This is a genomic window from Lentzea sp. NPDC036955 (assembly GCF_055608005.1).
This window is the reverse complement of sequence record NZ_JBVJRC010000002.1, coordinates 688,014-700,913: the sequence shown is the minus strand read 5'-3', so window position 1 is coordinate 700,913 and position 12,900 is coordinate 688,014. Positions and strand designations below refer to the sequence as shown.

Genomic DNA, 12,900 nt, shown 5'->3' with positions numbered 1-12,900 from the left:
CACCCGTCAGAACACGGACCACCCTGTGAGAGTGGTGAACCTGTCGAGCGCGTCGACCCCGGCCACCGAGTTGCCGCGGGCGTCCAGCCCGGGACCCCACACGCAGATCGCGCACCTGCCCGGCACCACGGCCACGATGCCGCCGCCGACGCCGCTCTTGCCCGGCAACCCGACCCGGTAGGCGAACTGCCCGGCCGCGTCGTAGGTGCCGCACGTCAGCATCACCGCGTTGACCCGCTTCGCGCCGCTGACCCCGAGCAGCCGCTCGCCGTCGTTGCGCACCCCGTGCCGTGCCAGGAACAGCGCGCTCCTGGCCAGGTCCGCGCAGCTCATCGCGATCGAACACTGCCGCACGTACTCGTGCAACACGACGTCGACCGGGTTGCGCATGTTGCCGTAGGAGGCCATGAAGTGCGCCAGCGCCCGGTTGCGGTCGCCGTGGTCCAGTTCGGACCTGGCGACCTCCTCGTCCACGTCGATCGCGTGGTTGCCGCTCTCCGCGCGCAGGAAGTCGAGCAGCCGGTCCGACGCGCCCGGCCCGAGGTGGTCGGTGACCACGAGCGCCCCGGCGTTGATGAACGGGTTGCGCGGGACGCCGTTCTCGGTCTCCAGCTGCACCAGCGAGTTGAACGGCGACCCCGACGGCTCCCGGCCCACCCGCTCCCACAGCTCGTCGCCCACGGCGAGCGCCAGCGTGAACGCCTTCGAGATGCTCTGGATCGAGAACGGCGCCCGGTACTCCCCCGCCCCGCACACCTCGCCGTCGAGCGTGGCGACCGCCATGCCGAACCGCCGCGCGTCGACCCGTGCGAGCGCCGGGATGTAGTCCGCGGCCGCACCGCCGGGCATGACCTCGCCCGCGATGCGGTCCACCAGCTGCTGGAGCTCCATAGCGGCCATCCCACCACTTCAGGGCACGAGCAACGCGGCCACCTCCTCGGCCGTGCGCCCGGACGTGTCGACCGCCGTGCCGATCCCCCGCAGCCGCCCGGCCTGCGCCACGGCCTCCTCGACCACCCGGTCGAGCTCCTCCTCCGACCGCCCCGCCAGCGGGTCACCCGGCTCCGGCCAGCCCTCTCCCCTGCCCCGCCGCCGGATCCGCTCCACGAGGTCCGCGCGCGAGGCCTCCAGCCGGTACACCGTGGCGCCGGGGAACACGTCGGCGTACGGGCCGACCACGACCAGCACCCGTGCCCCGGCCTCCCGGTAGGTCCGCCACACCGCCGCGAGGTTGTCCGCGCGGGCCTGCTCCATCCCGAACCCGAGCTGGCCCGCGTCGACGAACCCGGCGCGCACCCCCGTGCCCAGCAGCCGCAGGTACACCGCGAAGCCGACGACCGACTTGCCGACACCGGTCGTGCCGCAGAACCACAGGACCCGCTCCGGCCCGGCCCAGTCGCCAGCCGCCCGCTCGACCCGGTCCGCCACCTCGGCGACCGACAGCCCGGTCGTGTCCACGCACACGTCGCCGATCGCGCGGGCGTCGAGCTCGTCGGCCTCGCGCAGCACGTGGTCGAGCTGCTCCGGCCGCATCCCGCGCCCGAGGTACCGCTCCCGCAGCACCTCGCGGTCGGCCCGCAGCCGGCACACCGTCAGCGTCGCGCCGGGAATCGGCGCGGCGCCGTTCGGATCGGCCACACCGGACACGACGAGGCTGCGCACCCCGCTCGCCCGCGCGCCGGCCACCACCGCGGCCAGGTTGCGGGCCTTCATGCGGTACCGGCCGGGGTCGTCGTCCGGATCCGGGTAGCAGATGCCGAGCTGGTCGACGTCGACGTACGCCCCGCCGTTGCGGCGGTGCACCTCCCACCCGACCACGGTCTTGCCGACACCGGGAGGTCCGCAGATCCACAACACCGAAACCACGACCGCAGTCTCCCGGCCCCGTCAACGCGTTTACAGGAAGAACAGCCGCGCGACCGCGTCCCGCGCCACCAGGAACCCGGCGATCCCGAGGATCCACCCGGTGGCGCCGGCGCCCTTCTCCGCGAACCACCTGCTGATCCGCTGCAGCACCGGCTCGACCCGTTCCCGCAACGCGATCCGCGCGGCCAGCAGCACCAGCGCGGGCACGACCATGACCACGCAGTACCCGGCGAGCAGCAACCCGGTCTGCGCCGGCGTGATGTCCGCGGCGCTCATCATCCCGATCGCGCCGAGGTAGGGCAGCATCGTCGCGAGCTCCACCACCCCGGCCAGCAGCGCGACCCCGACGAGCGCGGCCGTGGACCCGCCGACCCGCCTCGTCCACTTCGTCGTGTCGGTCTTCTTCTTGCTGTCGAAGCGGAAGCTCACGACGAACAACCCGACGCCGATCACGAGCTGGACCCACAGCGCGACCCGCCCGTCGAGGTGCTCCAGGACCTGCGCCGCCCCCAGCACCAGCCCGATGCCGACCACGAAGTAGAACACCGTGATCGTGCCCAGGTAGACGGCGAACCGCCCGACCCGCAACCGCCCCGGCGCGAGCATCAACCAGATCGGGACGAACAACGTCCCGATGCTCGTCGAGTCCAGCAACGCCAGCCCCACCAACGCGAGCAACAACCCCGTACCCACCGCGTCCCCCTCGCCCCACTTCGCACAGTGCCCGTGCCGGATCTTTTTAGCACAAGTGTGACATTAAAGCGTGCGCGGGCCTGCCGGGGACATGACATCTGTCATCACGTTCCGATGCGTCCTGACACTGCCGGGACCAGGAATTTCACGCGATCGTTGAACACATGACAGCGATCGAGGTGAAAGACCTGACCCGGCGCTACTCAGGGGGATTCGAGGCCGTGCGCGGCGTCTCGTTCGAGGTGGAGCGCGGCGAGATGTTCGCGTTGCTCGGCACGAACGGCGCGGGCAAGACCTCGACCGTCGAGGTGGTGGAGGGCCTGACCCGGCCGGCGGAGGGGACCGTCCGGGTCCTGGGCCACGACCCGTTCCTGGAGCGCAAGGCCGTGCGCCCGCGGGTGGGCGTGATGTTGCAGGAGGGCGGCTTCCCGCCCGACCTGACCGTGTCCGAGGCGACCACGATGTGGGCGGGCACGCTGACCCGGCCCCGCCCGATCGCCGAGGCGCTCGACCTCGTCGACCTGGGCCACCGCTCGGCGGTGCGGGTGAAGCAGCTCTCCGGCGGTGAACGGCGGCGCCTGGACCTGGCGCTCGCGTTGCTCGGCCAGCCAGAGGTGCTGTTCCTCGACGAGCCGACCACCGGCCTCGACCCGGAGAGCCGGCGCAACACGTGGCAGCTGATCCGCACCCTCCTGCACGAGGGCACCACCGTGCTGCTGACGACGCACTACCTGGAAGAAGCGCAGGAACTGGCCGATCGGCTGGCCATCATGCACCGCGGCCGCATCGTCGCGCGCGGCACGGTGTCCGAGGTCGTCGACGCCTACCCGGCGCGCATCACGTTCACGCCGCCCGCCGGCATCGCGCTGCCCGTCGTGGCCGACCTCGACGAGTCCGGCCGCGCGACCGTGCGCACCAACACCCTGCAGGAGACGTTGCACGAACTGCTGACGTGGGCACACGCGCAGGACGTCGTGCTGTCCGGTCTGGACGCCCGCTCGGCGTCCCTCGAAGAGGCGTTCCTGGCGATCGCGGAGGAGGCGGCATGAGGGCCGTGGCCATCGGGCAGGCGGAGCTGAAGCTGTTCTGGCGCAACCGCACCGCCCTGTTCAACTCGCTCATCGTGCCGCTGCTGGTCGTGCCGCTGCTGCTGTCGATCGACGCCGACGGCGTGCCGCTGGTCGTCGGCCTGACCGGGTTCGTGCTGCTCATGGCGGTCTACTACAACCTCGTCACCGTGTTCGTCGCGCGCCGCGAGGAGCTCGTGCTCAAGCGCCTGCGCGTCGGCGAGCTGACCGACCCCGAGGTGCTGTTCGGTGCCGCGCTGCCGTCGATGGTGGTCGCGATCGGGCAGATGGTGCTGTTCGCGGTGATCATCGGCGTGATCACCGGCGTGGCGGTGCCGACGAAGCCGTGGTTCCCGCTGCTGGGCGTCGTCGGCGGGACGCTGCTGTTCGCGTTGCTGGCGGCGGCGTCCGCGGCGTTCACCCGCACCGTCGAGATGGCGCAGGTGACGTCGTTGCCGGTCCTGATGGCGTGCATCATCGGCAGCGGCCTGATGGTCCCGCTGTCGGTGTTCCCCGACGAGGTCCAGACGGTGCTGCGGTTCCTGCCGCTCACCCCGGTCCTGGACCTGCTGCGGGCCGGCTGGCACGACGGCCCGGTGCTGCAGCCGGTGGTCGTGCTGGCGGCGTGGGTCGCGGCCGGTGTCTACGCTGTCCGGCGATGGTTCCGCTGGGAGCCGCGGAGGTGACCTTGCTGTCCTGGTGGCGCTCGCGCAGCAGCGCGTCGCGGTTCGACTACTTCACCCGCTCGTCGTTCTACCTGACCCTCGTCGCGCTGCCGATCCTGCCGATGACGAGCCTGGCGAACGACGACTCCGTGAGCCGCACCGCCGCCGTCGCCACCATCGTCGCGATCGTCGTGCACGCCGCGTGCTGCATGTGGCTCGTCCACCAGGGCATCGAGCACTACCTGGGCAAGGCGCCGTTCCCGCGCCTTGCCCTGACCGTCGCCGCCGTCGTGACCGCCGTGGTGGTGGCAGGCGGCATGGCCGTCCTGCCCGGCGCACCACCCGGCGGGCGCGACGGCCCGGTCGACGCCGTGACGCTGTTCGTGCCGGTGCTGTTCGTGACCGCGGTGTCGTGCACCCTGCGCCCCCGCGTGACGGCGGCCGTGGTGGCCGCGACCGGCGTGTTCCTGGTGCTGACCGTGCCGCTGGGCGCCGCGGTCCCGATGACGATCGCCCTGGTCTTCTTCACCGCCGTCTACCGCACCTCGGTGTGGATGATCGGCACGATGTGGGAGCTGGACCGCTCCCGTGAGGTCCGCGCCAGCCTCGCCGTGGCCGAGGAACGCCTGCGCTTCGCCCGCGACCTGCACGACGTGGTCGGCCGCAACCTCTCCGTCGTCGCCCTGAAAGCCGAACTGGCCGCGAAACTCGCCCAACGCGGCCGTGACGAGGCCGTCGCCGAGATGCTGGAGGTCCGCCGCATCGCCCAGGAGTCCCTCGACGAGCTCCGCGCCGTCGTCTCCGGCTACCGCACAGCGGACCTCACGGTGGAGCTCGCCGGCGCCCGCTCCCTGCTCACCTCCGCGGGCATCGACTGCCGCGTCATCGGCGAGCCCTCCCTCCCCGACGAGGCCGCGGGAGCCCTGGGCTGGGCCGTCCGCGAGGGCGTGACCAACGTCCTGCGCCACAGCGAGGCCCGCACGTGCACCATCGCGTTGCGCGGCACCACCCTCACCATGTCCAACGACGGCGCCACCGCCACCACCATCCGCTTCGGCAGCGGCCTCACCGGCCTGCGCGAGCGCGTGGCCACCCTCGGCGGCTCGGTGACCGCCACCCCGGAGCCCCCCAACCGCTTCGTGCTGACCGTGGAGCTCCCGTGATCCGCATCCTCCTGGCCGACGACGAACACCTGATCCGCGGCGCCCTCGCCGCCCTCCTGGCCCTGGAGGACGACCTCGAGGTCGTCGCCCAAGCCGCCACCGGCGCCGAAGCCGTGGCCACCGCCCGAGCAGTCCGCCCCGACGTGGCCGTGATCGACCTGCAGATGCCCGACCTCGACGGCGTCACCGTGGCCCAAACCCTGGCCACCGAGCTCCCCACGTGCTCCACGATGATCGTCACCTCCCACGGCCGCCCCGGCCACCTGAAACGCGCCCTGGCCGCCGGCGTCCGCGGCTTCCTCCCGAAAACCGTCTCGGCCGACGTCCTGGCCACCGTCGTCCGCACCGTCCACTCCGGCGGCCGCTACGTCGACCCGGCCCTGGCCGCAGAAGCCATCAGCGCCGGCGACAGCCCCCTGACCCCACGCGAGGCCGACGTCCTCGAACTGGCCCTGGAAGGCGCCCCGATCGACGAAATCGCCCGCCGCGCCTCCCTCTCCCCCGGCACCGTCCGCAACTACCTGTCCTCAGCAGTCGGCAAAACCGCCGCCTCGAACCGCCACGAGGCCGCCCGCATGGCCCGCGCCCGCGGCTGGATCTAACCCCACCACTCCAGCACCCTGGTCCCGTACAGCGTCAGCCACTTCGACGGCTGCCCTCGTTCGACGTCGACCTCGAACCACATCCGCCCTGGATGCCGCCCAGCCTGCACCCACGTCCCGTCGGGCCGCCTCTGCTCCCTGATGCGCTCGACGGCCTGCGCCATGCGCTCATCAGGCCGCGCTGCACGCCGGAAGTAGTCGGCCGCGTTGAGCACGCTGTACTGCCACCGCAACGGGTACCGAAACGTGTCCACCCACTCCGCCACCGCTTCTCCGGTCGAGAGCCGTTTGTACAGGTGTCGTTCGAGCAGGTATTCCTCGCCTCTTCTGCGCGCGCTCCTCGACTCGTCGCTGCCACCCGTGGCCACCTCGTAGTCCAGCAACCCCTTGAGCGAGTTGAGCGTGGAGTGGAACGACGACCTCTTCGCCCCCTCAACCCACTCGCAGTTCCACCCGCCGTCCTCAAGCTGGTGCTCCACGAACCACGCGACGTTGTGGTGGACGTCCACCCCGAGCCACAGCCCGTTCGACACCGTCATCGCGTTGATGCAGCAGTCGACCTCGCCACCCCAGTACGGCAACCCGTCGTACTCCCACCGGCTGTTGGCGGCCAACAACTCCGCAGTGCCGTGCAGCGCTTCGGGGTCGAGCCCCCACTCGCGCAACGTGACCAACGTCCAGGTGGTCGCGGTCCACGGCTGCGGCTCGTCGCCGCGCATGTCGTAGTCAGGCGGGAAGAAGGCCCCACCCGCCCACTGCCCGTCCTCGCCTTGGAGTTCCAGCAACCGCTTCCCGAGGCCTTCCGTGGCAACTCGTGCTCTCGTCGCCTTCCACACCTCTTCGGGCGCGTGCAGGAGGTCTCGTTCGACCTGCCAACGCAGGGCCGGGTCCGCGTCCTTCAGCAACCACTCCACCAACGCCGTCGTCAGCACCCGGTGACCCTAGCCCCGCTTGAGTTTGATCTGCCTGGCTTCCGCCCGCTCTGTGCACCCGACCATGCTCCTACCAGCGAAAACCTTGCTCGGGGCGCTCGATTTTGGTCGTTGCCGACGATCATGTAATCTATGCACGCACCACGGCGCGAGCTGCGGTGACAACTGAACAGGTCCGGGTGGCGGAATGGCAGACGCGCTAGCTTGAGGTGCTAGTCCCCGAAAGGGGGTGGGGGTTCAAGTCCCCCCTCGGACACCAGCACTATTCACCCCCGCGGGGTTGATGGAGACGTCAGCTTCGTGGGGGTTTTGCTTGTAACGGACCTGCAGGTCGATCGCGTCGTACAGATCCTCCAGTCTCGTCGGGGCGTGGCCCCTCAGCGCCGCGCTGATGTCGCCTATCGAGTCGATCGCCGCATAGATCTCGGCGATGTCCCGCTCCACCGGTGCCGGGACGTTGTCCAGGGCAGCCCGTGCCGCCAGCCTCTCGCCTGCGCGTCGTTGATCGCCTCGACCAACGCAGCTGGATCGGCGCCGGCCATGATGGCGTTCTGGAACCTCGTCAGCTTGGCTTCCGCGTCAGCGAGCCTCCTCTTCGCGGCATCGCGACTGACCTCGATCACCGGTTCTTGTGAGTCCATCAACGCGGCGACGGTCCGGTCTCGGTTCTTCCGGTCGAACAGGTGCCCGAGCCAGCCGTTGATGGCGTCCTGAAGAACGTCCTCCCGCAAATAGACCGTTCCGGGATACGACGCGAGCACCGGAGATCCCGGAGCGAGGGTGCGTGCCGGGCACCGGTAGTACATGGCTTTCTTACGTGGGCTGCGCTCCATCTTCCGCCCGCAGATGTCACACCGAATCCGGCCGCGAAACAGATAGCGGTGCTTCACCGCCCGTTCGGACCGCTCTGCCTTCCGCGCGATCCGCAGGCTGCCCTTTGATTTCCGCAGGAGCTGGGCAGCCGTGAAGTCCTCGATTTCCACGATGTTCGGGTGCGCCGGATTACGCGGCCGGATCACCCGGTCCGGACTGGCCTTGCGGAAGCGGACCACCCGGTCGGCGCCACCGGCGTACGCATGCTCGGCACCCTCGCGCGCGAACTGCACCGCCGCCAGACACGCTACGGCCTCGAGACCATGTGCATCGGTGGTAGCCAGGGCATGGCCGCCATCTTCGAACGGATCACGTAAGCGGTTGAGTCCTGTTTGAACACTCACGACCGGACGGAGCACCCGGCGATCACTCACCGCGACAACCGCTGAGAACTCGCGACAGTTGAATACGCGGCCTCATCAGTCTCAAGGGCCAACTCCTGCGGGGCGGGGGAAGCGGAGAACGCCCGCGTCTACCCGCAACCGAAACGGACCATCTGCCTCGGCCAGGTCCAGCCCCGCCGCAGGCCCGTCGTAGGATCCGGTCATGGCGAACCGTTCGTACCTGTACAGCACCAGCAACCGGCCGGAGTCCTATGAGGATCGGCCGGAGACGGTCTCCGGGTTGTCGGAATGGCCCTACGCCATCCCGTTCTCCTTCCTGGTGCTCCTGTCCGGCGATCCCCGGCTGTGCGCGTCCCTGATCGCCGACGGGTTCGACGGCGAGCCCCCGGAGAGCAGGACCACGCTGTACGCGATCAGCGGTGAGTTCGACGCCGGGTTCGCGCGGCTGACGAAGTTCGCCGCCGCCGTGCGCGCCGTGAGCGACGCCGAAGGCCTGCACGCCGGGCTCGCCGAGGCGGAGCGGTTCCTCGACGCGCACCGCGACCGGTACGTCCTGCTCGAGACCATCGAGCTCGACACCATGATCGAGAGCGGCGAGGACGAGCTGCGGGCGCTCATCGAGGGCCACCTCGACCTGTGCCGGGCGGCGGGCGCGGCCATCGACGCGCTGCCCGACGACGCGGCGGCGGCCGGGGCCGTGCTCGCCGCAGCGGCGGCCGAGCGGTCGGCGCCGCCGCTGGACGCGTTCCACGGGCTCGTGCTGACCGACGACTTCGACAACACGCGTGACGACAGGACCGAGAACCCGATCGGCCTCAGCTGGTGGACCGACGTACTCTACTTCGCGCTGTGGAATCGGGCGGAGTACGCGGCGAACCAGCCGAAACAGTAGCTCGCGGCGGCCAGGACGATCTCGGCGATGGCCTCGTGCCCGGCTGGGGTGGACGTCGGTAACCATGCAGAAGTACGTCAGCGCGCACACCCGCGCCACCGGCTGTGCGTGCCGAAAACTACGTCCATGCAGGTCAAGACATGACGATACTTGGAAGAAGACTCAGCCAAGATCATGTCCGTCTACGGTGAAGCGTTCGATCTGATTGGCTTTGACAGGCTGAGGCCGGACCCGCAAAGATGCCGCACCAGCGATCGGTGGGTGCGGTGCTCGTTGCGGTGGCGGTCGTACTCACGCAGCGCCTGCCGCATATGGGCCTGATTCCACACCAGCGCGTGGTGCAACAGGTCGCCGCGAAGTTCTTGCTCCAAGTCGATACAACTCAGCGACGAAAGATTGATTAGTGCCGACTGGCCCTCTATACCAAATTCGAGCTATCCAATAGCGTATGAACACACGAACTGCGCAAGCTCGTTACTTGTGGGGACTCAAGTCCCCCTCGGACACGTACGCTAAGCACACGCGAAGAGGTCGTCGCATAGACGGCCTCTTTTGCTTTGTCGTACCTCAGCCCGCTCCCAAGTTCCTCGTAGAGTCTCGCCAGCTTCTCCGGCTGCCCTTCGTTGATGATCACGGTCACCTTTGCGAGGGAGTCCACCGCGGCCTGTAGCTCTGCGGCAGTCGCCAGGTTCGGTGCGGGCAAGCCGTCGAGTTCGGCTCTCGCCGCGGCCCTGCGCGTGCCGAAACTATGTTTGCGCAGGTCAAGCGGCATGCCGATACACGCGGAGGCTCCGCCGAGACAGTCCCGTTGAAGTACCCCGCAGGGCGTCCGATCTGGTCGGGTTCAAGAGCCTGCGACCGCGCTCGCAAGGGCGCTACGGCGGCAAGTGATCGGTGGGTTCGGTGCTCGTTGTAGTGCCGCTCGTACTCACGTAGCGCCTGACGCAGATGGTCTCGCGTGTTAGGGGTAACCGGGAAGACCTCCTGCCAGCTGGAGCGACGTATCAATCTCATCAGCGTGGCTAACCAGAAACGGTCCGCGAGCTCGTAACGAACCGGTCGGGCCAACTGCCGACGAAGCACAACGTTTCTCGTGCCACAGAACAAGAAGCTCCGCGCCCTTGGTCGCTTTACTGCGAACTAGCACAGCCGGAACAGAAAGCAATTTGCACAACGCCTGGTACAACAGCGAACCAATCACCCATGCATGCTCGCAGTCGGTACAACCTCGCGCCTCAGAGAGGCGATGACCTTATGGGCGGCACAGCTGCGGAGATCGGGTCTCCCGCAGCGAAGACGTCCGGATCTCTCTGCTGGGACTGCCCCTGACCACGATCAAGGCCACCAGGGTCAGGCTGACCGGCGTGCAGACGTAGGCCGGGCTGCTGAGAGAGAAGTGCCTGGTGCTGCTCGGCTCCAGCGCCGGCGCTGCGACGGACCGACGGGTGTGGCGGGTGTCCACCGACTCCGCGATGACCTCCTCCAATTGTTGACCCCGCGGGTGTTCGCGAGCGAGCTGGACTCGCGCCGACCCTCTGGCAGCGGAGTGCCACGTTTGGGCCGAATGGTGCCTGGGTGCCAAGAGCAGGTCGCCTTATGGTTCTGGGAGCGCTCCCAGAACCTGGAGGATTCTCGATGAGGAGAGTTCTGGCCGGCCTGCTGGCCCTCTCGGTCGTGGCAGGGCTGCTGACGCACGGTCCCGCCGCGCTCGCCGCCGACACGCCGGTGACGGTGGTGTCCAGCACGTTCGAGAACGACACGGTGCAGGGCTGGACCTCACGCGGAGCAGAGACCACCGCGGTGAGCTCGGCCGTCGCACACGGAGGTGCCCGGAGCCTCCTCGTCTCGGGCCGGACCCAACCCTGGGAAGGGCCAGTGCTCGCCCTGCTCGACGACGTCGAGAAGGGCGTGCGGTACAGCCTGTCGGTGTGGGTGCGGCTCGCGGGCGGTGAGGAGCCCGCGCGGCTCCGGATGTCCGTCGAACGCCATGCTGACGGCGTCACGTCCTACGAAGGGGTCGTCGGCGACACGCTCGTCACCGCCGACGGCTGGGTCAACCTCACCGGTGGCTACACGCTGGCGTCCGATGCCGACTTCCTCACCACCTACGTGGAGAGCTCCAGTCCTGCGGCGTCGTTCCACCTCGACGACTTCGTCCTGTCGTACACACCGCTTCCCCCGATCCAGACCGACATCCCCGCGTTGCGGGACGTGGTGCCGTTCCGGCACTTCGGGGTTGCCGCCGAGCCCGCCCTGCTGTACGGGGAGCACGGCAGGCTGCTCGACCGGCACTTCAGCTCGATCACGCCGGGCAGCCAGCTGAAGTGGGACGCGACCGAACCCGCTGAGGGCGCGTTCCGGTTCACGGACGCGGACACGCTCGTCGACTGGGCCAAGGCGCGGGGGAAGGCGATCCGCGGTCACACCCTCGTCTGGCACCAGCAGACTCCCGACTGGGTCTTCAAGGACTCCTCCGGCGCCGACATGACACCCACCGCGGAGAACAAAGCGCTGCTGCTGCACCGCATCGAGACGCACATCCGCGCCGTGGTGGGCCGGTACCGCGACGACATCACGGCGTGGGACGTGGTGAACGAGGTCGTCGACGAGGCGCAACCGGACGGCCTGCGCCGCAACAAGTGGTTCGAGATCGCGGGACTGGACTACATCCGCACGGCGTTCCGCGTGGCGCACGAGGTCGCACCGAACGCCAAGCTGGTCATCAACGACTACAACACCAATGTGCCCGCGAAACGGGACAGGTTGTACGACCTCGTGTCCCAGCTGCGCGCGGAAGGCGTTCCCGTCGACTCTGTCGGACACCAGATGCACGTCAACGTCGACTGGCCCTCGGCCGCCGAGACGGAAGTGATGATCACCAAGTTCCTGCCCCTGGGCGTGGACCAGCAGATCACCGAGATGGACGTCTCGATCTACACCGACAGCAACCAGTCGTACCCGAGCCCGCCCGCCGCTTCCTTGCTGGCACAGGCACAGCGCTACCGCGACCTGTTCGCTGTGTTCACCAGGTACGCGCACGCGATCAGCTCGGTGACGTTCTGGGGCCTGGCCGACGACAGCACGTGGCTCGACACGTTTCCGGTGACCCGCAAGGACCACCCGCTGCTGTTCGACACCCGACTGCGGGCCAAGGACGCCTTCTGGGCCGTGGCCGATCCCAGCCGGATCGGGACCGTTCTCCCCACTGCCACCTGCGAAATCACCTATGAGACAACGGCGCAGTGGCAGGGCGGATTTCTCGGCTCGGTGCGGGTCACCAACTCCGCCACCGCACCGCTCGACTCGTGGACCCTCGCCTGGTCGTACGCCAACGGCCAGCGCGTGACCCAGCTCTGGAACGGTTCGTTCACCCAGGACGGTGCAGTGGTGACGGTGCACGGTGCGCCGTGGAACTCGGCGATCCCGCCCGGCGAGTCCCGCTCGTTCGGCTTCCTGGCGGACTGGAGCGGTGCGAACGACCGGCCGGCGTCCTTCGTCCTGAACGGCGCGCCGTGCCGGTGGGTGTGACGGTATCCCTCGCGACATCCTTCTCCCGAGAAGGACATGCGCAGAAGCCCGATGACGACCGCTGCCCACCAACGCTTACTGACCTGCACGAGCGTCTTTCTCGGGAGCACGAACAATTCGCACTCGACACGTCCCCCACGTCCATCGCTTTCTCACATGGCCCCGCTCGTCGAATTCGTCGAACCACCACTCGATTCGAGTGTCGAACCGCAGCGCACGTGAAGCGAGGACCTGATGGCGCCCGCGCGCAGCCACCCCACAAGCTAAAAAGTCAC

The 12,900-nt window shown here is 68.9% G+C and carries 11 protein-coding genes, 1 tRNA gene and 1 pseudogene; 8 read left to right on the top strand and 5 right to left on the bottom strand.

What is annotated here, in order from left to right; all coding sequences use genetic code 11:
• Positions 1–6 precede the first annotated feature (6 nt).
• The 3 genes from ACZ7CF_RS08015 to ACZ7CF_RS08005 are packed head-to-tail and all read right to left on the bottom strand — an operon-like array spanning position 7 to position 2,559.
• A complete protein-coding gene (locus ACZ7CF_RS08015) occupies positions 7–891 on the bottom strand; it encodes a glutaminase (RefSeq protein ID WP_470369214.1) in 885 nt (294 codons plus the stop codon).
• 18 nt (positions 892–909) lie between these two features.
• The gene (locus ACZ7CF_RS08010; RefSeq protein ID WP_470369213.1) at positions 910–1,866 is read right to left on the bottom strand and encodes an AAA family ATPase; all 957 of its coding nucleotides are present in this window, start codon (positions 1,864–1,866) and stop codon (positions 910–912) included.
• A 30-nt stretch (positions 1,867–1,896) separates the two neighbouring features.
• Positions 1,897–2,559, bottom strand: coding sequence for a GAP family protein (locus ACZ7CF_RS08005; protein WP_470369212.1), 663 nt, complete (start codon positions 2,557–2,559; stop codon positions 1,897–1,899).
• Between the two features lie 164 nt (positions 2,560–2,723).
• Between ACZ7CF_RS08005 and ACZ7CF_RS08000 the strand changes: the two genes are divergently transcribed.
• From ACZ7CF_RS08000 to ACZ7CF_RS07985, 4 genes are read left to right on the top strand one after another with little or no spacing between them, the layout of a single operon-like run.
• On the top strand, positions 2,724–3,608 hold the full coding sequence (locus tag ACZ7CF_RS08000; protein ID WP_470369211.1) for an ABC transporter ATP-binding protein: 885 nt from the start codon (positions 2,724–2,726) through the stop codon (positions 3,606–3,608).
• Entirely contained in the window at positions 3,605–4,312 is a 708-nt protein-coding gene (locus tag ACZ7CF_RS07995) for an ABC transporter permease (RefSeq protein WP_360394776.1), read from the top strand. The genes ACZ7CF_RS08000 and ACZ7CF_RS07995 overlap by 4 nt, the downstream gene beginning before the upstream one ends.
• Positions 4,285–5,454 (top strand): sensor histidine kinase, encoded by a 1,170-nt coding sequence (locus ACZ7CF_RS07990; RefSeq protein WP_470369210.1) that lies wholly within the window; start codon positions 4,285–4,287, stop codon positions 5,452–5,454. Before ACZ7CF_RS07995 ends, ACZ7CF_RS07990 begins: the two co-directional genes overlap by 28 nt.
• On the top strand, positions 5,451–6,056 hold the full coding sequence (locus tag ACZ7CF_RS07985; RefSeq protein WP_360394781.1) for a response regulator transcription factor: 606 nt from the start codon (positions 5,451–5,453) through the stop codon (positions 6,054–6,056). The genes ACZ7CF_RS07990 and ACZ7CF_RS07985 overlap by 4 nt, the downstream gene beginning before the upstream one ends.
• Here the strand turns inward: ACZ7CF_RS07985 and ACZ7CF_RS07980 are convergent.
• A complete protein-coding gene (locus ACZ7CF_RS07980; RefSeq protein WP_470369209.1) occupies positions 6,053–6,988 on the bottom strand; it encodes a squalene cyclase in 936 nt (311 codons plus the stop codon). The genes ACZ7CF_RS07985 and ACZ7CF_RS07980 overlap by 4 nt on opposite strands.
• A 173-nt stretch (positions 6,989–7,161) precedes the next feature.
• On the opposite strand from ACZ7CF_RS07980, the gene ACZ7CF_RS07975 reads away from it, so the two are divergent.
• Positions 7,162–7,247 (top strand) — tRNA-Leu (locus tag ACZ7CF_RS07975).
• Between the two features lie 139 nt (positions 7,248–7,386).
• Here the strand turns inward: ACZ7CF_RS07975 and ACZ7CF_RS07970 are convergent.
• Positions 7,387–7,821 (bottom strand): hypothetical protein, encoded by a 435-nt coding sequence (locus tag ACZ7CF_RS07970; RefSeq protein WP_470369339.1) that lies wholly within the window; start codon positions 7,819–7,821, stop codon positions 7,387–7,389.
• A gap of 216 nt (positions 7,822–8,037) precedes the next feature.
• Here ACZ7CF_RS07970 and ACZ7CF_RS07965 point away from each other — a divergent pair.
• The 3 genes and pseudogenes from ACZ7CF_RS07965 to ACZ7CF_RS07955 all read left to right on the top strand — a co-directional run.
• A pseudogene (locus tag ACZ7CF_RS07965) lies at positions 8,038–8,178 on the top strand (acetyl-CoA C-acyltransferase); the annotation flags it as partial.
• Positions 8,179–8,407: 229 nt separating this feature from the next.
• Positions 8,408–9,097 (top strand): DUF7822 domain-containing protein, encoded by a 690-nt coding sequence (locus ACZ7CF_RS07960; protein ID WP_360383472.1) that lies wholly within the window; start codon positions 8,408–8,410, stop codon positions 9,095–9,097.
• A gap of 1,635 nt (positions 9,098–10,732) precedes the next feature.
• Positions 10,733–12,625, top strand: a complete 1,893-nt coding sequence (locus tag ACZ7CF_RS07955) for an endo-1,4-beta-xylanase (RefSeq protein WP_470369208.1) — start codon at positions 10,733–10,735, stop codon at positions 12,623–12,625.
• Positions 12,626–12,900 lie beyond the last annotated feature (275 nt).

Coding starts and splice junctions, on each gene's coding strand:
- ACZ7CF_RS08015 (WP_470369214.1), bottom strand. CDS start 891: ATGGAGCTCCAGCAGCTGGTGGACCGCATCGCGGGCGAGGTCATGCCC.
- ACZ7CF_RS08000 (WP_470369211.1), top strand. CDS start 2,724: ATGACAGCGATCGAGGTGAAAGACCTGACCCGGCGCTACTCAGGGGGA.
- ACZ7CF_RS07995 (WP_360394776.1), top strand. CDS start 3,605: ATGAGGGCCGTGGCCATCGGGCAGGCGGAGCTGAAGCTGTTCTGGCGC.
- ACZ7CF_RS07990 (WP_470369210.1), top strand. CDS start 4,285: ATGGTTCCGCTGGGAGCCGCGGAGGTGACCTTGCTGTCCTGGTGGCGC.
- ACZ7CF_RS07970 (WP_470369339.1), bottom strand. CDS start 7,821: ATGGAGCGCAGCCCACGTAAGAAAGCCATGTACTACCGGTGCCCGGCA.
- ACZ7CF_RS07960 (WP_360383472.1), top strand. CDS start 8,408: ATGGCGAACCGTTCGTACCTGTACAGCACCAGCAACCGGCCGGAGTCC.
- ACZ7CF_RS07955 (WP_470369208.1), top strand. CDS start 10,733: ATGAGGAGAGTTCTGGCCGGCCTGCTGGCCCTCTCGGTCGTGGCAGGG.